Source organism: Rhodococcus gannanensis, assembly GCF_042681175.1.
Lineage (GTDB): Bacteria > Actinomycetota > Actinomycetes > Mycobacteriales > Mycobacteriaceae > Rhodococcus_G > Rhodococcus_G gannanensis.
Map to the genome: position 1 here is coordinate 384,568 of NZ_JBHUFB010000020.1, position 21,661 is coordinate 406,228.

Sequence of the window (21,661 nt, forward strand, 5' to 3'; positions counted from 1 at the left end):
CTCGTCGGGTCAGGACGCGAGCGTGACGCGCAGGACCTTGTCGCCCGACCCGTTGTCCGTGGTGAGCAACAGCGCGCCGTCCGACGCGAGGGTCGCCGACCGCAGCCTGCCGAACTGCCCCTCCAGTGCCACCGACTGCTCGGTGACCGACCGGCCGTCGGCGGCGAGCCGCAGCAGCACCAGCTTCTTCGCCTGCTGGCTGGTGACGACGAGCGTTCCGGCCCACTCCCCCCAGCTCGCGCCGTCGAGGAAGGTGCCACCGGGTGTGGCAATGGTCGGTGCACCCGAACTCCACACAGCCGCAATTGCTCCCGGAACCCGGTCCGGATCGGTCATCGGCACGGACTCGTCGTAGACGAGCGGATTGCGGTCGGGCCGGTAGCCGTAGTTGCCGCCCGCGGTCAGGAGATTCACTTCGTCGTCTGCGCGGGTGCCCTGCTCGATGCCGTAAAGGCGTCCGGTGCCCGGCTGCAGCGCCAACCCCTGGACGTTGCGGTGACCGAGTGTGAACACCGGACTGCCGGGATCCGGGTTGCCGGCGGCAGGTGTCCCGTCGGTGTTGACGTGCAGGACCTTGCCGCCGAGCGACGCCGGATCCTGAGGGACGGTCGGCGACGCCGAGTCGCCCGCACCGATGTACAGGGTGCCGTCGGGATGCGCGAGTACGCGGCAGCCGCCGTGCCTGCCGGTCGGGCCCACCGGCAGTCCTGTGAGCACGTCGGCTCCGCGGGTGAGCTGCGTCCAGTTCTCGTCCACGGTCCAGGACACCACTCGAACGTCGCGTCCGGCACCGCCACCGGAACCCGTCCCGAGCGATCCGGTGTCGAGCGATCCGGCCGGGCCGGCCGGGCCGGGATTCTGGTGTCCCTGGCAGGTGTAGAGGGTGCGGTTGGCCGCGAAGTCGCGGGACAACGCGATGCCCATCAGCCCGGTCTCGCCTGCCACGAACAGATCCGACAGGTCGGCCGTGACCTCTCCGGTGGAGCCGTCGGGCCGCGACACCACGAACCTGCCCGAGCGTTCGCCGGTGAGCACCGCGCCGTCGGGCGCCTGCACCACGTCCCACGGCTTGGACAGCCCGTCCAGGACGGTGGTCACCGAGAGTGCCGGTCCCGGGACGACCGGCGCGGGCTGAGCGCCCGCAGCCTGCGCCGTGCCGACCACCATCACCGCGCCGAGTACCGCGCCGACTCCGAATGCCCTCACAGTCCGAACCCCCGTCACGTAGGCGCCACTCGTTTCGTCTCGCAAATTCTGGCCAACCCTAACGGATGGTGGGCCGGATACCCGTGAGGAATCGACGCCGGCTGGGAACTTCGCACCGCGCCGCGGCATCTGACCCTGTGACGAGTCCCTGCCCTGGAAGGAGAGTCCCCATGACGTCCCGGCCTCCCGTCCCACCACCACGCAGCCCGAACCCGTTGCGGAACCGACGTCGGGCCGATGCCGCCGCAACGGCGGTGCTGTCCGTCGCCGTGTTGGTGCTGGCCTTCTACGCGTTCGTCCTGGCGGCGCTGTTCCAGATGGCGACCGTCAACTGCCGCGACGACTGCAGACTCGGCGCGGTCTACACCGCAACGGTGTTCGCCTGGACCGGGATCGTGGTGGCCCTGGTGACCGCCGGGGCCGGGATCGCACGCTCCCACCGACGCGGTGGGTGGATGTTCCTCTGGCCGATCGCCGCCGCCGTGGTGATCGTCGCGACCTGGATGATCGGGGTTGTCGTGGTGGAGACGGCGGTGAGCTGAGGGGTCTCGTCCCGTCCGAGTACCCGGCGCGGGCCACGGGACCCGGGGGTCACCCCGCCCCGACGAGGTGGTGTTCCCGCAGTCGCACGCGACGCGTTCTCAGCCGGTACCGCCACGAGAATCCCGGCCACAGCGCGTGATTGCGGCCACCGCGGTCGAGATACCAACTGCTGCAACCACCGTCACTCCACACCGAGCGCCGGAGCCGCCCCTGCACCTCAGCGTCCGACGCGGCCTGCACGTCCTCCCGCACGTCGAGCGCCGCGGCACCCACCCGGTCCAGTTCCCGGATCGCGTCGAGGACGTACCGGATCTGCGACTCGATCATGAACACGATCGAATTGTGGCCGAGACCGGTGTTCGGACCCGACAGCAGGAACAGATTCGGCATCCCGGAGACGGTGATCCCGAGATGGGTGCGGACGCCGTCGCGCATCCACCGCTCCTGCAACGTCGTCCCGCCCCGGCCGGTCAACGGCAGCGCGGCCAGCGATCCGGCCACCCGGAAGCCGGTCGCGTACACCAGGACATCGGCGGGCCGGGCGATCCCGTCCGAGGTGACGATGCCGCCGGGCTCGATCCGGTCGATCGGGTCCGTCACCACCGTCGTGGTCTCCCGCGCCATCGCCGGAAGGTAGTCGTCCGAGCGAACGATCCGTTTGCACCCGATGCGGTGATCGGGTGTGAGCACCTGCCGCAGGCCGGGATCGGAGACCTGTGCCTGCAGGTGCCGCATCGCCCGCCTGCGCAGGAGCGCGGACGCCACGGTCGATCCCGCGTACGCCGGTGCCGTGGCCTCCGCGCGCCAGTACCAGGCGAGTCGGGCCAGGCGGGGCAGGCGCGGTGCCGCGGATCCCATCGGGGGCAGTACCCACGCCGGGCTCCGCTGGTAGACGTCGAGTGTCCGTGCGCGGGCCGCGATCGCGGGGACGAGCTGTGCAGCGGAAGCTCCGGTCCCGACCACCGCGACCCGTCTGCCGTCGAGGTCGACGGAATCGTCCCAGTCCGCGGTGTGCAGCGCCGGCCCGGCGAAGGTGTCGGCGCCGGGGATCCGGGGCCTCTTGGGCAGGTTCAGCGCGCCGGTCGCGGCGACCAGGATCCGGGCCTCGAACGTGCGGCCGTCCGCGGTCGTCACCCGCCACCGGGCGGCGTCCTCGTCCCAGTCGCCGCGGACCACCTCGGCGCCGTACTCGATGTGATCGGCGAAGCTGCGTGCAAGCGCGCGCAGGTGGTCCAGGATCTCCGGCTGCCGGGCCCGTGCCGCACTCCAGCCGTCACCCCGCGCGAAGGAGTAGGAGTAGAGCACCGACGGGACGTCGCACGCGGCGCCGGGGTAGGTGTTGTCGCGCCAGACGCCGCCGAGATCCGCCGCCCGCTCCAGGACGAGGAAGTCGTCGATTCCCGCGGCCTGCAGCCCGGCGGCCATCCCGAGTCCGGCGAACCCGGCTCCGATCACCAGCACCCGGGTCGTCATCGTCGCGTCGTTCCACTCCACAGCCACACTTGAACACTGTTCAAGTTACAGGTGTGACTGCAAGTAACTGACAACGCCACCTCGCCGGACGCGAGACCGCCGCCGCCGATCGTGCACCGATTCGTACAGTCCGCGACCTCGGGAAACCCCGACAGTTCGACGAAAGGGAGTCCCCCCACCTGCGACACACTCCGTTGTGGCGGATGTGGCACACATCTCCCCCCGAGAAGACTTGCGCCAAGCACATTCGCCTCGAGGAGTCACATGAGTCGCACCCTGACGTCGGTCGCCGCCGACGGTCCCCTCTCTGCCGGCACCGTCGTCGACCAGCCGTCCTTGAGGTTCTCCACGACGTCCGGAGCCGGGAACACGCTGCAGGCCGAGGTCGTCTGGCCGCACGGTGACGCGCCCCTCCTCGCCGACCTGGTGGAGACCTTCGCCCACCTCGACCTGTGCGTGGCCACCCACGACCTCGTCTCCTCCGACCGCGAGTCCGTCCACCGGTTCACCTTCCGCACCGGAGCGGCCGAGTGGGACGCGGTGACCGAGGCACTGGTGTCGGACGCCTTCGTCGCCGCGACGACCGGTGCCGTCGAGGTGGACGGCTACCTCCGGCTCGTCGCGACCGCCGGCCTGCCGTGGCGCGAGGCCGTGCTCGTCCGCGCACTCGCCCGCTACGCCCGGCAGTCCGGACTCGAGCTGTCCACCACGTCGGTCGTCGACCTGCTCGCCGCGCGACCGGCCTACACGCGGGCGCTCGTGGCACTGTTCCGGGCCCGCTTCGCACCGGTGCCCGGCGACCGGGACGCCGACGTCGCGGCCGCGGAGGACACGCTGACGTCCGCGGTCGCGGCGACGACGACCCTCGACGAGGACCGGCTGCTGCGTGGACTCTGGTCGGTCGTGTCGGCGACGCTGCGCACCAACTGGTTCCGGCCGCACGTGCAGGCGGGCGCCCCGATCGCACTGAAACTCGACCCCTCCCGAGTGTCCCTGCCCGCGTCGGTCGTCCCGTACCGGGAGATCTTCGTCCACGCCCCCGGCGTGGAAGGCAGCCACGTGCGGGGCGGGCCGATCTCGCGCGGCGGCCTGCGCTGGTCCGACCGCCGCGACGACTTCCGGACCGAGGTCCTCGGACTGATGCGCACGCAGGTCGTGAAGAACTCGCTGATCGTGCCGATCGGCGCGAAGGGCGCGTTCGTGGTGCGCGGCACGGCGGACCCGACCGCGGCCGAAGTCGAGGCCGCGTACTCGGCCTTCGTCGGGGCACTCCTCGACGTGACCGACAACGTCGTCGACGGCGTCACCGTGCACCCGCCCGAGACCGTCGTCCACGACGGACCGGACCCCTACCTGGTGGTCGCCGCGGACAAGGGCACCGCCCGGTTCTCGGACCTCGCCAACGGCATCGCCCTCGGTCGCGGCTTCTGGCTCGGTGACGCATTCGCCTCCGGTGGCGCGACGGGCTACGACCACAAGAAGATGGGCATCACCGCCCGCGGCGCCTGGTGCTCGGTGCGCCGTCACCTCGCGGAGGCAGGCATCGACGTCGACACCGACGCCTTCACCGTCGTGGGCGTCGGTGACATGTCGGGCGACGTGTTCGGCAACGGCATGCTGCTGTCCCGGCAGATCCGTCTCGTCGGCGCGTTCGACCACCGGCACGTCTTCCTCGACCCCGACCCGGACACCGAGCACTCGTACCTCGAGCGCGAACGCCTCGCCGGCCTCGAGCGCAGCAGCTGGGACGACTACGACCGCACCGTCATCTCCCCCGGCGGCGGCGTGTGGCCGCGGACGGCGAAGTCGATCCCGCTGTCCCCGCAGGTCCGGCGCCGTCTCGGCGTCGACGCCACCGAACTGGCGCCGCACGAGGTGATCCGTGCCCTGCTGCGCGCCGAGGTGGACCTGCTGTGGAACGGCGGAATCGGGACGTACGTCAAGGCGTCCGTGGAGTCGCACTCCGACGCTGCCGATCCGGCGAGCGACGTGGTCCGGGTCGACGCCGACACGCTGCGCTGCCGGTCGATCGGCGAGGGCGGCAACCTCGGCCTGACGCAACGCGCACGGGTCGAGTACGCACTCGCGGGCGGACGCGTCAACGCCGACTTCATCGACAACGCAGCCGGGGTCGCCACCTCCGACCGCGAGGTGAACCTCAAGATCGCGCTCGACACCGCGGTGCACAAGGGTGCGCTCACCGCCGCGGCGCGCGACGCGCTGCTCGCCGACGTGTCCGACGACATCGCTCGCTCGGTCCTGGACGATTGTGACCGGCAGACACTGGCGATCAGCCTCGCCGAGGCGAACGCCTCGTTCCTGCTCAGCCGCCACGAGCGCCTCATCGAGAACCTCGAGGACGCCACCAGCATCGATCGGGCCGCGGACGTCCTCCCGTCCCGCACCGAGCTGGCCGCGCGCCGGCGCGCGGGCGTCGGCCTCGTCCGCCCCGAGATCGCGGTCCTGCTCGCCCGCTCCAAGAACCTCGTCCGCAGCGAGCTTCTCGACTCCGCCGATCTGGACGATCCGGCGTTCGACGGGCTGCTCGACGAGTACTTCCCGGCACGGATCCGGGAGGTCGTCGGGCCGGACCTGCGCGGGCACCGTGTGGCGCGCGAGATCGTCGCGGTGGTGGTCGCGAACCAGCTGATCGACCGGGTCGGGCCAGGGTTCATCCACAGGCTCGAGGAGCGGGCAGGCGCGACCACGGCCGAGATCGTCACCGCGTACGCGGTGGTCCGGTCCGCGTTCGACGTCGACCGCCTCTGGAACGACGTCCTCGCCATCCCGGACATCGGCAGGCAGACCCGACTCGACCTGCTGTCCGGCGTCCAGGAGCTGATCGAGCGGGCCACGTCGTGGCTGCTGCGGGCACGCCGCGGCGGGCACGGACCGGCAGTGGACGGCGCGCGGCTCGCGGACGCAGTCGCGGGTCTCGGCGCCGCACTGCCCCGGCTGTCCGGGCGGCTCGAATCCGACCTCGCCACCCTCCGGGTGCTGGCACAGGCGCCCGCGCTGGCGGACGCGGCGGAACGCACCGGCCATCACGTGACCCGTGCCGCGCAGGCGTATCGCGAGCTCGGCTCCGGGCTCGGCCTGGACTGGCTGTGCACCGCGATGTCGCCCGACGGTAAGGCCGGGTACTGGGACACGATGGCCGCGGACGTCGTCGCCGACGAACTCCAGGAGCGCTGGCATGCACTCGTCGAGGTGCTGCTGTCCGATCTCGGCGCCGAGGAACCGGTCGCGGAAGCCGTCGACCGGTGGCGCGAATCGAACCCGACCGGCTCCGCACGGCTGACCACGATGATCGGCGAACTCCGCAGCGAGGGCCGGGCGGACGGGGTCCGCGGGTGCGTGGTCAGCGCGGAGCTCGCGCTCGCAGTCCGGACGGCGGTCACGCCTGCCGGGCGATGATCGCCAGCAGCAGCTCCGCACGCACCCGCGCCACGTCGAGGTCGCAGCCGAGCAGGTCCTCGATCCGCGCGATGCGGCTGCGGAGCGTGTGGCGGTGGATGCCGATCGTCGCGGCGGCCGATTCCCAGTGGCCGTTCGCCTCGAGGTAGGCGCGTAGCGACAGCTCCAGGTCGGTGCCGTGCACGCGGTCGTGTTCGACGAGCGGCGTGATCATGGTCCGGGCCAGCGCGTCGAGGACGCGCCGCGACTCCGGGAACGTCAACAGCGCACTGCCGGTGACGGATTCGAACTCGACCGGGCGCCCACCGTAGGCCGCGGCCGACGCGGTGAGCACCGACTGCTGCACCGCGTCGGTCACGTCGTCGACGGACTGCGCGGTGCTCAGTCCGATCCGTACCGACTTCGCCTGCCGGGAACCGAGGTCCTGCAGGAGCCGCTGCGCGACGTCGGGCTCGTCCCGCCCGCGGAGCAGTGCGGTCACCCTGGTGCCGTCGCGCCGGACGAACGTCTGGCGGGCCTCGGCGGCCATGATCGCGTCGACGATCACTGCGACCCGTTCGGCGGCGGACTCGGAGTCGCACAGCACCGTCATCGCCCGCACCCGGCCGTCGCTGTCGGCGGCCTGCCGCACCTGCGTCCGCGCGGGCGCGAGGTCGATCTCGGTGGACAGCAGCAGTCCGATCGCCTCGCTGTTGAGCCGGTTCTGCGCGGCACGCAGCCGGTGCGGCTTCTCGAAGTCCAAGGCCAGCAACGAGTTCGCGTGACCGAGCAGGATCTGTTCCACGTGCCCGAGCGAGCTGTCGCTGATCGCGGCCAGGTAGCCGTGCACGACGTTTCCGCCGGTGATGACCTGCACCGCGACCGTCGCGCCGCTGCTGCTCCGCGCGACACTGCTCGCGACCGATCCCGATCCACTCGCGGCCAGATCCGCGACCTCGGCGACGACGGCGTCGTCGACGCCCTCCGGGTACGCCTCGATGACCCGCATGGACGGATCCATCAGCAGCACGGTCGCCGAACAGGCCACCGACAGCTCGCGAATGGTCGCGTACACGCCGCCCTGGATTGCGGAACGGGTCATCCGGGGCTGTGCTCGCGACGCCCGCAGCATCGACTCGTACCGCAGTTCCGCGAGACGTTCGGTGACCTTCTTCGCCACCGCCACGAACGGCGTCGGCAGGGGCACCTCGATCAGCGGGAGGCCGAACTCGTCGGCCGCCGCGACGAGGTCCTCGGGGACCGACGGGTGGGACAGACCCACACCGAACCCCACCGCCGCGACCCCGCACTCGGCGATCTTCTGCAGGTAGGCGCGGCGGTCCACCGCGGACGAGGGCAACGAGATCCCCGTGGTGAGCAGCAACTCGCCACCCGAGAGCCAGCGGGCCGGGTCGCTCAACTCGGTGGTGACCACGAAGGTCACGTCGGCGTCGAGCCCGGTCGTGCCCGCCAGCAGTTTCAGGGCGAGCTCGGGTTGCGACAGCAACCACCTGACGGGAAGGGCCATCACGCCTCCAGTCACCCGCGGGTGCTCGTTCCACGGACCCACCACGACGAATTGGCGAATCCGACCTGACCTCACTCGACATTCTGGCAGATGTCCGGAGTTGTGAAGCACCGCACATTTAGAGGACCACCACGAGGAGGTTCGTGCGGCGCCGCCGTCCGGATCCCGTCACGGCGGGCCGTCACGTCCACCACGGCGCCGCCCAACCGTTCGAGAGGACCGACCACGATGACGATCGACCTGCTGAAGAACTACATCGACGGCGCATTCGTGGAGTCGTCGTCGAGCGAAACCATCGACCTCGTGAACCCGGTGGACGAGACCGTCGTCGCCCGGACGCCGGTCTCCACCGACGCCGACGTCGACGCCGCCGTCGCCGCGGCCCAGCGGGCCTTCCGCACCTGGGGCCGGACCACCCCCGGCCGGCGCCAGACCGCCCTCCTGGCCCTCGCCGACGCGATCGAGGCGCACACCGACGAGATCGTCGAGGCGCAGTGCCGCAACACCGGCCAGCCCAAGGCCGTCGTCGCCGCCGAAGAGGTCAAGGTCGGCGCCGACCAGCTCCGCTTCTTCGCCGGTGCCGCCCGCCTGCTCGAGGGCAAGTCCGCCGGCGAGTACATGGAGGGCTTCACTTCCTACGTGCGGCGTGAGCCGATCGGCGTGGTCGGGCAGGTCACCCCGTGGAACTACCCGTTCATGATGGCGATCTGGAAGATCGGTCCCGCGCTCGCCGCAGGCAACACCGTGGTCCTCAAGCCGAGTGACACCACCCCGGAGAGCACGCTCGTGCTCGCCCGCCTGTCGCAGGGCATCCTGCCCGACGGCGTCCTCAACGTGATCCTCGGCAACGCCGCCACCGGCGCCTCCCTCGTCGAGCACCCGGCCCTCGGCCTGGTATCGATCACCGGCTCGGTCCGCGCCGGCATCGCGGTCGCGGTGTCCGCCGCCAAGCAGGTCAAGCGCGCCCACCTCGAGCTCGGCGGCAAGGCACCCGCCGTCGTGTTCGCCGACGCCGACATCGACAAGGCGGCGGGCGGCATCGCCGAAGCCGGCATCTTCAACGGCGGCCAGGACTGCACCGCCGCGACGCGCGTGCTGGTGCACGAGTCCGTCCACGACGCGTTCGTCGACGCGCTCGTCGCGAAGGCCGAGGCCCTGGCCCCCGGACTCCCCGACGACCCGGATGCGTTCTACGGCCCCCTCAACAACGCCGCGCACTTCGGGCGGGTGGTCGAGAAGATCGCCTCGCTGCCGAGCCACGCGAAGGTGCGCACCGGCGGCAACCGGATCGGCGACACCGGCTTCTTCTTCGCCCCCACGATCGTCACCGACGTCGCGCAGGACGACGCGATCGTGCAGGAGGAGACGTTCGGGCCGGTGATCACCGTTCAGTCGTTCTCCGACGAGGAGCAGGCGATCGAGATGGCGAACGGCGTCGACTACGGCCTGGCCGCGAGCGTGTGGACCCGGGACCACGGCACCGTCCAGCGCATGTCCGTCGCGCTCGACTCCGGCGCGGTGTGGATCAACTGCCACATCCCGCTGGTCGCCGAGATGCCGCACGGTGGCTTCAAGCAGTCCGGCTACGGCAAGGACCTGTCCGCCTACGGCGTCGAGGACTACACCCGCCTCAAGCACGTGATGAGCTCTCACGACTGACGCCGTACTCACCGATTCACCTTTTCGCACAATAGATTCCGAAGGAAAGACCCGAATGAGCACCATCGAGTACCGCCTGCCCCAGAAGCGCGCCCTCGTCACCCCCCTGCCCGGCCCCAAGTCCGCCGAGCTCACCGAGCGGCGCCGCGCCGCCGTCGCGGCAGGCGTCGGATCCAGCGTCCCGGTCTACGCGGCCGACGCGGATGGCGGCGTGATCGTCGACGTCGACGGCAACTCCCTGATCGACATGGGCTCCGGCATCGCCGTCACCAACGTCGGCGCGTCCGACCCGAAGGTCGCCGCCGCCGTCGCCGCACAGGCCTCCCGGTTCACCCACACCTGCTTCATGGTCACGCCGTACGAGAGCTACATCCAGGTCGCCGAGGAACTCGCCGCGCTGACCCCCGGTGATCACGAGAAGCGCACGGTGCTGTTCAACTCGGGCGCCGAGGCCGTCGAGAACGCGATCAAGGTCGCGCGCCTGGCGACCGGCAGGGACGCGGTCGTCGCCTTCGACCACGCCTATCACGGCCGTACCAACCTGACGATGGCGCTCACTGCCAAGTCGATGCCCTACAAGACCAACTTCGGCCCGTTCGCTCCCGAGGTCTACCGGATGCCGATGTCCTACCCGTTCCGCGACCAGCCGGGCCTGACCGGTGAGCAGGCCGCGCGCCGGGCGATCACCCAGATCGAGAAGCAGATCGGCGCCGAGTCGCTCGCCGCGATCATCATCGAGCCGATCCAGGGCGAGGGCGGCTTCATCGTCCCGGCCGAGGGCTTCCTCCCGACGCTCGTCGAGTGGGCACGCGAGAACGGCGTGGTGTTCATCGCCGACGAGGTGCAGTCCGGCTTCGCCCGTACCGGCGACTGGTTCGCCTGCGACGCCGAGGGCATCGTCCCGGACATCATCACCATGGCCAAGGGCATCGCGGGCGGCATGCCGCTGTCCGCGATCACGGGCCGTGCCGACCTGCTCGACAAGGTGCACCCCGGTGGCCTCGGCGGCACCTACGGCGGCAACCCGGTCGCCTGCGCCGCCGCACTCGCCGCGATCGACAGCATGCGCGAGTACGACCTGCCCGGCCGCGCCCGCCACATCGGTGAGGTCGCCACGACGCGCCTGCTGGCGCTCGCCGAGGAGGTTCCGGCGATCGGAGAGGTCCGCGGTCGCGGCGCCATGCTCGCCGTCGAGCTGGTCGAGCCCGGCACCGGCGAGCCCGATGCCGCACTCACCAAGGACATCGCGGCCCGCGCCCTCGAGCAGGGCGTCATCCTGCTGACCTGCGGCACCTACGGCAACGTCATCCGACTGCTGCCGCCGCTGGTCATCGGTGACGAACTGCTCGACGACGCGCTCACCGTCATCGAGAACGCGATCCGCGCAGCAGTCTGACCCCACGTCCGCCTCTTCCGAACAGGACCGATCATGAACAGCATCGACAGCCTCCTCGCCTCCGTCCCGACCCGGCTCTGGATCGACGGCGCCGCAGCCGATTCCGTCGACGGCGGCACCTTCGAGGTGTTGAACCCGGCGACCGGTGAGCGCATCGCCGAGGTCGCCGATGCGACCGGCAAGGATGCACTCGCGGCCCTGGACGCGGCCTGCCGCGTCCAGGCGGAGTGGGCGGCCACGTCTCCACGGGAGCGGTCCGTCATGCTGCGTCGGGCGTGGGAACTGGTCGTGGCGCGTACCGAGGACCTCGCGCTGCTCATGACGCTCGAGATGGGCAAGACGCTGCCCGAGGCCCGCGGCGAGGTCGTCTACGGCAGCGAGTTCCTGCGCTGGTTCAGCGAGGAGGCGGTGCGGATCCAGGGCCGGTTCACGCAGGCGCCCTCCGGCAACGGCCGGATCCTCGTGACCAAGGAGCCGGTCGGCCCGTGCCTGGCCGTCACCCCGTGGAACTTCCCGCTGGCGATGGGCACCCGGAAGATCGGTCCCGCGCTCGCCGCGGGCTGCACGATCATCGTCAAGCCCGCGGAGGACACCCCGCTGACGATGCTGCTGCTGGCCGAGATCTTCGCCGAGGCCGGGCTGCCCGCGGGTGTGCTCTCGGTGCTCCCGACCGCCAACGCGGCCGCCGTCACCGCGCCGCTGCTGGCGGACCCGCGACTGCGGAAGGTGACCTTCACGGGTTCCACCCGGGTCGGCAAGCTGCTCATCGAGCAGTCCGCCGACCAGGTTCTCCGCACGTCCATGGAGCTCGGCGGCAACGCCCCGTTCATCGTCTTCGAGGACGCTGACATCGACAGTGCCGTCGAGGGCGCCATGGCGGCGAAGATGCGCAACGGCGGCGAAGCGTGCACCGCGGCGAACCGTTTCCTCGTGCACAACGACGTGCGTGAGGAGTTCACTGCGGCGCTCACCGCGCGGATCGCGGCGACCAAGGTCGGCCCCGGCCACCTCGACGACTCGCAGCTCGGCCCGCTGGTGAACGAGAAGCAGCGCAACTCGGTCGCGTCCCTCGTCGACGAGGCGATCGCGGCGGGTGCCCGCGTGCGGACCGGCGGCAGCGTCGTCGACGGACCCGGCTGGTTCTACCAGCCCACCGTGCTCGACGAGGTTCCCGCGGACGCCCGAATCGTCCGCGAGGAGATCTTCGGACCGGTCGCGGTGATCCGCGGCTTCGACACCGAGGACGAGGCGATCGCGGCCGCGAACGCCACCGAGTACGGCCTGGCCGCGTACTTCTACACCCGCGACCTGGACCGCGCGATGCGGGTGTCGTCGGCGCTCGACTCCGGGATGGTCGGCGTCAACCGTGGGGTGATCTCCGATCCGGCCGCACCGTTCGGCGGGGTCAAGCAGTCGGGCCTCGGGAGCGAGGGCGGTGTCGAGGGCATCGAGGAGTACCTCGTGACCAAGTACATCGCGCTGTCGTCCTGAGCAGCCCGCACGCCTGAATCCCCCACTACCCGAACGGAGTTGTCATGCGCCTGGTGGTCGGCTATCTCGCCACTCCCAGCGGTGCGGACGGACTGGCCCTCGGTGTGCGCCTCGCGCGCAGCCTGAAAGCCGGACTCGACATCTGCATGGTCGTCCCGCCGGACCGGCCGGTGCCCACCCGGGTGCCGACCGACCCCGGCTACGACAGCGTGCTGGTGCAGCAGGCGAACCGCTGGCTCGCCGAGGCTCGCGTCGCGGTCCCCGGTGACGTCGACGTCGAGGTGCACGTGTGCTTCGACGACTCGTTCGCCCAGGGTCTGATCGCCGAGGCGCAGCGGCTCGGCGCGCAGGCCATCGTCGTCGGCGCGGCCGGTGACGGCGTGATCGGACGGCACGGCATCGGCACCGTCGCGAGCAGCCTGCTGCACTCGTCGCACGTGCCGATCGCGCTCGCGCCACGCGGAACCCGCACGCACGATGTCGCGCAGGTCCGCGAGGTCACCTGCGCGATCGGCGACCGCGAGGGCGCGGACGTGCTGCTGCGCACCGCAACTCGCGCGTGTGAACGCATGGACACGCCGCTCCGACTGGTGTCCCTGGTCGCCGTGGACCGGCACCCGGGCAGCGCCGACGACCATCGCGCCGCCCACGACGCCGCCGTGGCCCACACCCGGACGGTGCTGGACCGGTCACGAGAACTGATCGACGACGGCAGCATCCGCGTGACATCCGAACTCGCAGAGGGCGACTCCGTCGAATCGGCCGTCGGCACCCTGACGTGGCACGAGGGCGACATCGTCCTCGTCGGCTCGAGCCGGCTCGCACAGCAACACCGACTGTTCCTCGGGTCGACGGCATCGAAGATGCTGCGCGTCCTGCCCGTTCCCATGGTCGTCGTCCCGAAGTCGGCCGACCACCTCGACACCTAGATCCGTCTCGCTCACTCGCACCCGCGAAGGGCCCCAATCTGGAGCACCCCCATGGCAGCTGAATCACCGACACCGGTCGTATCCGGTGGACAACTCGACAAGGGCTTGGCCACCAACAAGATCGGAACGCTCAGTGGAGCGGTTCTCGGAATCTCGTGCGTCGCACCCGGTTACACACTCACCGCGAGCATCGGCCTGATCGTCGCGGCGGTGGGCCTGAAGATGCCCGCCATCCTCATCGCCGGGTTCGTCCCGATGTTCCTCACGGCGTACGCCTATCGGGAGCTCAATCGCGACACGCCGGACTGCGGCGCCTCGTTCACGTGGTCGACGAAGGCGTTCGGTCCGTACGTCGGGTGGATGTGCGGCTGGGGCATGGTCGTGGCGACGATCATCGTGCTGTCGAATCTCGCGGCGATCGCCGTGCAGTTCTTCTATCTGTTCATAGCGAGGTTGTTCGACGCACCGGACATCGCGGACCTGGCATCGAACAAGGTGGTGAACATCGCGACCACCCTGGTGTTCCTGGCGATAGCCACCTGGATCTCGGGCCGCGGCATCACCACCAGCGAGCGGGTGCAGTACGTCCTCGTCGGTTTCCAGATGGCGGTCCTGTTGGCCTTCGTCGTCGTCGCGTTCACGCATGTCGCCTCGGGTGACGCCCCCGCGAACCTGTCGTTCGACCTGGACTGGTTCAACCCGTTCACCGGCCTGACGATCGCCGCCTTCGCGGTCGGCCTCACCGGCTCGATCTTCGCGTTCTGGGGCTGGGACACCTGCCTGACCCTGGGCGAGGAGTGCAAGGACCCCGAGCGCACCCCCGGCCGCGCCGGCCTGCTCAGCGTACTGTCGATCCTCGTCACCTACCTCCTGGTCGCGGTCGCGGCGATGATGTACGCGGGCGTCGGCGAGTCCGGACTCGGACTGGGCAACCCGGAGAACTCGGAGAACGTCTTCGGCTCCCTCGCCGAGCCGGTCCTGGGCCACTGGGGCGGCATGCTCCTGTTCCTCGCGATCCTCGCGTCCTCCGCGGCGAGCCTGCAGACCACGTTCCTCCCGGCGGCGCGCACCATGCTCGCCATGGGTGCGTACCGCGCGTTCCCCCGGCGCCTGGCGAAGATCAACCCGCGCTTCCTGGTGCCCACCTACGCGACCGTCGTCGCAGGCGTGCTGACCGGCGCGTTCTACACGATCGTCACGATCCTGTCCGAGCACACCCTGCTCGACACGATCGCCGCACTCGGCATCATGATCTGCTGGTACTACGGCATCACCGCGTTCGCGTGCGTCTGGTACTTCCGACACGAGCTGTTCAGCAGTGTCCGCAACTTCGTGTTCAAGCTCCTGTTCCCCCTGCTGGGCGGAATCATGCTGCTGGTGGTGTTCGTCATTTCGGTCGGCGAGAGCATGAACCCCGAGAACGGCAGCGGAACCGCGATCGGCGGCATCGGCCTCGTCTTCTACATGGGATTCGGCCTGCTCATCCTCGGTGTCGTGCTGATGTTCGTGATGAAGGCCCGGGATCCCGAGTTCTTCCGCGGTGAGGTGCTCAACCGGTCGACGCCCGCACTCGGCGACGACCTCGTGTCTGCAGGCCGAGACCTCTCCTGACACGCCGTTCCGGCCCGTCGACCGGCCACAGAATCGACGAATCGGCGCGCCGTCCCGCTGGGGCGGCGCGCCGAGAATTGACAAACGACCACTTCGAGATGTCGCCATCCGTTTCCGATCGAGGAGTTCCCTTGCCCACAATCACTCGTGACGTCGTCGTCGTCGGCGCCGGACCGTCCGGCCTCACCGCCGCAACCGAGATGAAGAAGGCCGGACTGACCGTCGCCGTCCTCGAGGCCCGCGACCGCGTCGGCGGCCGCACCTGGACCGGCCACATCGACGGAGCCATGCTCGAGATCGGTGGTCAGTGGGTCTCCCCCGACCAGACCGCGCTGTACGAGACGCTGGAGACCCTCGGCCTCGAGACCTACCCGCGCTACCGCGAGGGCGACTCGGTGTACATCGCACCGAGCGGTGAGCGGACCGTCTACTCCGGTGACAGCTTCCCGGTGTCCGAGGCGACGCAGGCCGAGATGGACCGGCTCGTCGCGATCCTCGACGAGCTTGCCGCCGCCATCGGCGCCGAGGAGCCGTGGGCCCACCCCCGCGCCCGTGAGCTCGACACCGTGTCGTTCGCGCGGTGGCTCGCCGACCAGTCCGACGACGAGGAGGCCCGGAACAACATCGGTCTGTTCGTCGCGGGCGGAATGCTGACCAAGCCCGCGCACGCCTTCTCGGCGCTGCAGGCCGTGATGATGGCGGCGTCGGCCGGCTCGTTCAGCAACCTCGTGGACGAGGACTTCATCCTCGACCGCCGCGTCGTCGGCGGCATGCAGCAGGTCTCCCTTCGCCTCGCGGAGCAGCTCGGCGACGACGTGCACCTGAACGCCCCGGTGCGCATGGTGCGCTGGAACGAGGACGGCGTGACGGTCGAGGCCGACGGCGGCATCGAGGTCCAGGCGAAGCGCGTCGTGCTCGCGGTCCCGCCGAACCTGTACAGCCGCATGTCGTTCGATCCGCCGCTGCCGCGCCGCCAGCACCAGATGCACATGCACCAGTCCCTCGGCCTGGTCATCAAGGTGCACGCCGTGTACGAGACCCCGTTCTGGCGTGAGGAGGGCCTGTCCGGCACCGGCTTCAGCGCCGCGTCGCTCGTGCAGGAGGTGTACGACAACACCAACCACGGGGACACCCGCGGCACCCTGGTCGCGTTCGTGACGGACGAGAAGGCCGACGCGATGTTCGAGCTGTCCGAGGAGGAGCGCAAGAGCCGCATCCTCGAGTCGATCGCCCGCTTCCTCGGCCCGGCTGCGACGAACCCCGTCGTCTACTACGAGTCGGACTGGGGCTCCGAGGAGTGGACCCGCGGCGCGTACGCGTCCAGCTTCGACCTCGGTGGCCTGCACCGCTACGGCCGCGACCAGCGCACCCCGGTCGGACCGATCCACTTCTCGTGCTCGGACATCGCCGGCGCCGGCTACCAGCACGTCGACGGCGCGATCCGGATGGGCCGCCGTACCGCGGCCGCGATCGTCCAGGCCGCACAGCCCGCCTGATCCCTAGGGATGCACTGACAGGGTGCCGTCCGACCACCTCGATCGGACGGCACCCTTTCCCGCGCGTCGTGGGCGGCTACGACTTGACGAGGCGGGCGATGGCGGCGGACGCCTCCTTCACCTTCGCGTCCGCTTCGGGGCCACCCTGCCTGGCCGCCTCCACGACGCAGTGCGAGAGGTGCTCGTCGAGCAGTTTCAGGGAGACCGACTGCAGCGCGCTCGTCACCGCCGAGACCTGGGTGAGGATGTCGATGCAGTACCGGTCGTCCTCGACCATGCGCGAGATGCCGGCGACCTGGCCCTCGATCCGGCGGAGCCGCTTGAGGAGGGCGTCCTTCTCGGGCGTGTATCCGTTCATGATCAAAGAATACCCCCGGTGGGTATGATCTGTCTGTGCGGGAGGACACTCCTCCCGGCGAGCGTCAGAGCCGGCGCCGCCAGATGTCCAGCACGGCCAGGCCCGCCACCGCCACCGCCGCGCACGCCCCGCCGATCCACGGCCCCGACCAGTGCGTCCCGGTGAAGTCCGGGGCCCCCTCGACGATCGGCGCGAAGTCGGTACTCGTCGTCCCCTGGTTCCAGCACCAGGCCGCGAGGACGACGGCAACGACGGCCACCCCCGCCATCAGCACGTCACGACGCCGACCCGTCACCGATCGCTCCCCTCGTCGTCCGAGCGCCCGGCGCGGCCGACCGCGCTCTCCAGCACCGACCGCAGGCGGTCGCCGTCGCGGGCCCATGCCCGCACCGTGCCCCCGTCGACCAGTCGCAGACCGATCGGGGTCCGGCGCCGAGGCACACCGGACAGCTCACCCAGCACCCGTGCCGTCTCCCACGGCTGCAGATCCTCGTCCATCGGGTCCGCGGGTGGCAGCACCTCCGCGACGTCGGCGAGTTCCAGCGACTCCGACCCACACCGCAGCCGCGTCGCCGTCACCTCGACGCTCGCGTGCCTGCGCGCCGCGAGCACCTGCAGTGCCACGAACCCGGCGAGAACCGCGGCGAAGAGCGCCAACCCCAGCAGGTGCACCCCGGCGCCGACGAAGATGTCGGCGACCAGCACGACGACGCAGAGCGCCGGGCCGAGCGCGACCGCGTTCCACTTGGCGCCCGGCTCCGCGAACGCGACCTCCCCCGGCTCCCCCCGATCGGTCACGCGCGCACCTCAGTCACGGACGAACCAGTCCCGCACCGACGGCCGGTACACCAGCACCCCCGCGACCACCATCAGCAGTGCGCACAACAGCATCTGCGGCTGACCCACCCCGACCGCCACCGACAGCACCTGGATCACGGCGTACACGCCGGACAGCGCGACCTCGGCGCGCCGGAACCCGGCATGCCCGGCCCGGACCGGTCCCGCGAGAGCGCCGGTGCCGAGTCCGACGGCGATCCCGAGCACTCCGGTTCCCCGCAGCAGCGTCACCAACGAATCGGCGACGTCCGGCTCCGCGCCGGCCTCGACGAAGCTGGTCCGCAGGGTGTCACCCGACGCGGTCAGCGCAAGCAGTCCGAACAGCACCAGTAGCCCCGCCGCGACGAGCCACAGCCAGTACGCGACGTCGACGAGACGCGGCCGGACCGCCGGCTGCTCACTCACCGGGAACCTTGAAGGCAGGGAGGAAGTACCGGTTCGACTCGGCACGGTGCAGCAGCACGATCGCCCCGACCGAGAGCACGGCCTGCAGGATGCCTGCGGCCCCGGAGACGATCGCCGCGCCACCGCCGCCGACGAGACCGAACAGGCTCGGGAGCGCGAAGACCACCATGAGCGCACCGATCATCGTCACGAGCATCCGCGCCCAGTTCCGTCCGGCCCGCATCTTGAACACGAACAGCAGGTACAGAGCCGTCACGCCGAGACCGAGCAACGCCGTCACGCCGAGCCCGGCGATCACCACGGTCTCCACGGTGTCGCGCCCGACCTCCAGCGACGGATCCTGAACGGCGATGTCGGCGAGCAACTGGTCCACGAACGTCGCGCGGTCGGCGTACACCGCGACCAGCGTCGCGATCATGTTGACGATGCCGAGAACGGCGACGCCGCACAGCAACTGGAACGCCGTGACCACGTCGACCGGCACCGCCTGCGGCTCGCTCGGCTGCTGACCCGGCGGCGGGGAACTCGGCCACTGCTGATTCTGCGGACCCCACGGCCCCTGGGGCGCCGGGCCCTGAGGCGGCCACGGGTTCTGCGGGGGTACCGGATCCTGTGGCGACGTCACAGCCGGCCCGCCACTTCCGCCGCCCAGTAGGTCAGGACGATGTCGGCGCCGGCGCGGCGGATGCTCAGGAGCGATTCGAGGATCGCCGCGTCCCTGTCGATCCAGCCGTTCTGCGCGGCGGCCGTGATCATCGAGTACTCACCCGAGATCTGGTAGGCGGCAACCGGAACCGTCGACAGGTCCGCGACCTCCCGCAGCACGTCGAGGTAGCTCATCGCGGGCTTGACCATCACGATGTCGGCGCCCTCGTCGAGGTCGAGTTCGACCTCCCGCACCGACTCGCGACGGTTGGCCGGGTCCTGCTGGTACGTGCGACGGTCGCCCTCCAACGAGGATCCGACCGCTTCCCGGAAGGGTCCGTAGAACGCCGAGGCGTACTTCGCGGAGTAGGCGAGCAGCCCGGTGTTGGTGTACCCGGCATCGTCGAGTCCCTCGCGGATCGCGGCGACCTGGCCGTCCATCATTCCGCTGGGACCGAGCAGGTGCGCACCCGATTCCGCCTGTGCCACAGCCATGTCCACGTACCGACTCAGGGTGGCGTCGTTGTCGACGATTCCGCCCTCGGTGAGGACTCCGCAGTGACCGTGCGAGGTGAACTCGTCGAGGCAGGTGTCCGCCATCAGGACCGTGGCATCGCCGAGTTCGTCGCGCAGCGCCCGCAGCCCGCGGTTGAGGATGCCGTCGGGGTCGGTGGCGCCGGAGCCGTTCGGGTCCTTGTCCTCCGGCCGCGGCACACCGAACAGCATCAGCCCGCCGACCCCGGCCTCGACGGCCTCGGTCGCCGCGGCGCGCAGGGAATCCAGGGTGTGCTGGTACACCCCCGGCATGGACGAGATCTCCCTGGGCGTTTCGATGCCGTCCGCGACGAACATCGGCAGCACCAGATGCCTCGGTTCGAGTGAGGTTTCGGCGACAAGCCGGCGAAGCGCCGGGGTGCCGCGCAGTCGCCGGGGTCGTACGGCCGGGAACAACGTGGGGCCCTCCTTCGTCGGGCATGTGCGCGTTTCCGGTAGCCCCAGCTACCGGAAACGCGCACAGGCACGTAGCGCTATCGCCTGCGGGACTTCTTGCGCGGCGGCGGCAGCGCGCCCTCGGCGCGCAGCCGGGCCGCGTGCTCTGCGAGTGCCTCGACGAGGGGGCCGACCTGAGCCGACTCCGGCTGCACGTCCACGCGCAGACCGAACTCGATGGCCGTCTCCGCCGTCTTCGGGCCGATGCACGCGACGATGGTGCGCGCGTGCGGCTTCCCGGCGATACCGACCAGGTTCCGGACCGTCGACGAGGAGGTGAAGCACACCGCGTCGAAGCCGCCGGTCTTGATCATCTCGCGGGTCTCGGCCGGCGGCGGCGCCGCCCGCACCGTCCGGTACGCCGTCACGTCGTCGATCTCCCAGCCGCGCTGACGCAGCCCCTCGGCGAGGGTCTCCGTCGCAATGTCCGCGCGCGGCAACAGAACTCGGTTGACCGGGTCGAAAACGTCGTCGTACGGGGCGAACTCGGCGAGCAGGCCCTCCGACGACTGCTCACCCGACGGCACCAGCTCCGGGTTGATGCCGAAGCTGCGGACCTTGTCGGCGGTGGCCTGGCCCACGCATGCGATCTTCACGCCCGAGAAGGCGCGGGCGTCGAGCCCGAACTCCTCGAACTTCTCCCACACCGCGCGCACCGCGTTCGTGGAGGTGAACACCACCCACTGGTAGCGACCGTCGACGAGACCCTTGACGGCGCGCTCCATCTGCGCGGGACTGCGCGGCGGCTCGACCGCGATGGTCGGGACCTCGATCGGGATCGCGCCGTGGGTGACGAGGCGGTCGCTCATCTCGCCTGCCTGGTCCTTGGTGCGCGGTACCAGCACGGTCCAGCCGTACAGGGCACGCGACTCCCACCACGACATCTTGCTGCGGTGCGTGACGACCTTGCCGACGGTGACGATCAGCGAACCCACCAGCTCGGACCCGGCCTCGTTGAGCGTGGCCAGTGTCGCCTCGACGGTGCGCTGCTGGCGCGTCGTGCCACGGACGGTGATCGCGACCGGCGTCTGCGGGGCGAGCCCGTGCTCGACGAGGGCACTCGCGGTCTCCGCGAGATGCGCGGCACCGGCGTGCAGGACGAGCGGTCCCGGCGCGGCGGCGACCGACGCCCAGTCCACCTCGCCGCGGACGTCGACCTCGGTGTGGGTGGCACCGAGCGCCATGCCCGCGTAGCTCGGCACCGCGGCACCGGACGGCAGGCCCGGCAGGATCTCGAAGACGACCTGGGTACGCGCCACCGCGTTGACCTCGGCGATGACGGAGTCGGTGGTCAGCGGGTCCCCGGAGACCAGGCGCACGACGTCCTGCCCGGCCTTCGCCTCGGCGACCAGTGTCTTCGCGACCTCCGCGGGCTCACCGAGCGCGGGCCGCACCTCCGAGACCGGGTTCTCCGGATCCTCGTCGACGACGGCGGACCGCAGCGCGGTCCCGACCAGCGCGGTGACGCCGCGGTCGACGTCGGGATCGGTGAACGCCAGCGTGGCGTTGGCCAGCACGTCGCGGGCGCGGACGGTGAGCAGGGCCGGATCTCCAGGGCCCGATCCCACGAACAGGATCCGTCCGGGGGTGCTCTTTCGGACTCGGCTCATCGGTTGTTCTCCAGTGCGTTCAAAAAACAGGTGTTCAGGGGTACTTCGTTCGGGGATACCGCGTGCCGGCGCAGTGGCGGCGGACACG

General features: G+C 70.6%; 18 protein-coding genes. 8 read left to right on the plus strand and 10 right to left on the minus strand.

The window, feature by feature from the left end:
* Nucleotides 1-9: 9 nt before the first annotated feature.
* Complete coding sequence (locus ACFSJG_RS22650) at nt 10-1,167, minus strand: PQQ-dependent sugar dehydrogenase (protein ID WP_378487924.1); 1,158 nt, start codon at nt 1,165-1,167, stop codon at nt 10-12.
* Between the two features lie 209 nt (nt 1,168-1,376).
* Between ACFSJG_RS22650 and ACFSJG_RS22655 the strand changes: the two genes are divergently transcribed.
* The gene (locus tag ACFSJG_RS22655) at nt 1,377-1,748 is read left to right on the plus strand and encodes a hypothetical protein (RefSeq protein ID WP_378487479.1); all 372 of its coding nucleotides are present in this window, start codon (nt 1,377-1,379) and stop codon (nt 1,746-1,748) included.
* A gap of 49 nt (nt 1,749-1,797) precedes the next feature.
* Here the strand turns inward: ACFSJG_RS22655 and ACFSJG_RS22660 are convergent, their stop codons facing one another.
* On the minus strand, nt 1,798-3,249 hold the full coding sequence (locus ACFSJG_RS22660) for a flavin-containing monooxygenase (RefSeq protein WP_378487480.1): 1,452 nt from the start codon (nt 3,247-3,249) through the stop codon (nt 1,798-1,800).
* 237 nt (nt 3,250-3,486) lie between these two features.
* Between ACFSJG_RS22660 and ACFSJG_RS22665 the strand changes: the two genes are divergently transcribed.
* Nucleotides 3,487-6,639, plus strand: coding sequence for an NAD-glutamate dehydrogenase domain-containing protein (locus ACFSJG_RS22665; protein ID WP_378487481.1), 3,153 nt, complete (start codon nt 3,487-3,489; stop codon nt 6,637-6,639).
* On the opposite strand, the gene ACFSJG_RS22670 is transcribed toward ACFSJG_RS22665, so the two are convergent.
* Nucleotides 6,620-8,146, minus strand: a complete 1,527-nt coding sequence (locus tag ACFSJG_RS22670; protein WP_378487482.1) for a PucR family transcriptional regulator — start codon at nt 8,144-8,146, stop codon at nt 6,620-6,622. The genes ACFSJG_RS22665 and ACFSJG_RS22670 overlap by 20 nt on opposite strands.
* A 228-nt stretch (nt 8,147-8,374) precedes the next feature.
* Between ACFSJG_RS22670 and ACFSJG_RS22675 the strand changes: the two genes are divergently transcribed.
* The 6 genes from ACFSJG_RS22675 (at nt 8,375) to ACFSJG_RS22700 (ending at nt 16,728) form a co-directional block, all read left to right on the plus strand.
* Entirely contained in the window at nt 8,375-9,805 is a 1,431-nt protein-coding gene (locus tag ACFSJG_RS22675; protein ID WP_378487483.1) for a gamma-aminobutyraldehyde dehydrogenase, read from the plus strand.
* 55 nt (nt 9,806-9,860) lie between these two features.
* On the plus strand, nt 9,861-11,201 hold the full coding sequence (gene gabT / locus ACFSJG_RS22680; RefSeq protein ID WP_378487484.1) for a 4-aminobutyrate--2-oxoglutarate transaminase: 1,341 nt from the start codon (nt 9,861-9,863) through the stop codon (nt 11,199-11,201).
* Nucleotides 11,202-11,234: 33 nt separating this feature from the next.
* Nucleotides 11,235-12,692, plus strand: coding sequence for an NAD-dependent succinate-semialdehyde dehydrogenase (locus tag ACFSJG_RS22685; RefSeq protein ID WP_378487485.1), 1,458 nt, complete (start codon nt 11,235-11,237; stop codon nt 12,690-12,692).
* A 44-nt stretch (nt 12,693-12,736) separates the two neighbouring features.
* Nucleotides 12,737-13,621: a universal stress protein gene (locus ACFSJG_RS22690; protein ID WP_378487486.1), complete on the plus strand. Its 885-nt coding sequence runs from the start codon at nt 12,737-12,739 to the stop codon at nt 13,619-13,621.
* Nucleotides 13,622-13,672: 51 nt separating this feature from the next.
* Nucleotides 13,673-15,232 carry an APC family permease gene (locus tag ACFSJG_RS22695; RefSeq protein WP_378487487.1) on the plus strand — a complete coding sequence of 520 codons (1,560 nt, stop codon included), beginning with the start codon at nt 13,673-13,675 and terminating at the stop codon, nt 15,230-15,232.
* 131 nt (nt 15,233-15,363) lie between these two features.
* Nucleotides 15,364-16,728, plus strand: coding sequence for a flavin monoamine oxidase family protein (locus tag ACFSJG_RS22700; RefSeq protein WP_378487488.1), 1,365 nt, complete (start codon nt 15,364-15,366; stop codon nt 16,726-16,728).
* A gap of 76 nt (nt 16,729-16,804) precedes the next feature.
* Here ACFSJG_RS22700 and ACFSJG_RS22705 read toward each other — a convergent pair whose 3' ends face one another.
* From ACFSJG_RS22705 to ACFSJG_RS22735, 7 genes are all read right to left on the minus strand, one after another.
* Nucleotides 16,805-17,086, minus strand: a complete 282-nt coding sequence (locus ACFSJG_RS22705; RefSeq protein ID WP_378487489.1) for a metal-sensitive transcriptional regulator — start codon at nt 17,084-17,086, stop codon at nt 16,805-16,807.
* A gap of 64 nt (nt 17,087-17,150) precedes the next feature.
* Nucleotides 17,151-17,381 (minus strand): hypothetical protein, encoded by a 231-nt coding sequence (locus ACFSJG_RS22710; RefSeq protein ID WP_378487490.1) that lies wholly within the window; start codon nt 17,379-17,381, stop codon nt 17,151-17,153.
* On the minus strand, nt 17,378-17,884 hold the full coding sequence (locus ACFSJG_RS22715; protein WP_378487491.1) for a hypothetical protein: 507 nt from the start codon (nt 17,882-17,884) through the stop codon (nt 17,378-17,380). The genes ACFSJG_RS22710 and ACFSJG_RS22715 overlap by 4 nt, the downstream gene beginning before the upstream one ends.
* A gap of 9 nt (nt 17,885-17,893) precedes the next feature.
* The gene (locus ACFSJG_RS22720; RefSeq protein WP_378487492.1) at nt 17,894-18,328 is read right to left on the minus strand and encodes a hypothetical protein; all 435 of its coding nucleotides are present in this window, start codon (nt 18,326-18,328) and stop codon (nt 17,894-17,896) included.
* Nucleotides 18,321-18,953 (minus strand): hypothetical protein, encoded by a 633-nt coding sequence (locus ACFSJG_RS22725; protein ID WP_378487493.1) that lies wholly within the window; start codon nt 18,951-18,953, stop codon nt 18,321-18,323. Before ACFSJG_RS22725 ends, ACFSJG_RS22720 begins: the two co-directional genes overlap by 8 nt.
* Nucleotides 18,950-19,924, minus strand: coding sequence for a porphobilinogen synthase (gene hemB, locus ACFSJG_RS22730; RefSeq protein WP_378487494.1), 975 nt, complete (start codon nt 19,922-19,924; stop codon nt 18,950-18,952). Before hemB ends, ACFSJG_RS22725 begins: the two co-directional genes overlap by 4 nt.
* A 77-nt stretch (nt 19,925-20,001) precedes the next feature.
* Entirely contained in the window at nt 20,002-21,573 is a 1,572-nt protein-coding gene (locus ACFSJG_RS22735; protein ID WP_378487495.1) for a bifunctional uroporphyrinogen-III C-methyltransferase/uroporphyrinogen-III synthase, read from the minus strand.
* Between the last annotated feature and the right edge of the window lie 88 nt (nt 21,574-21,661).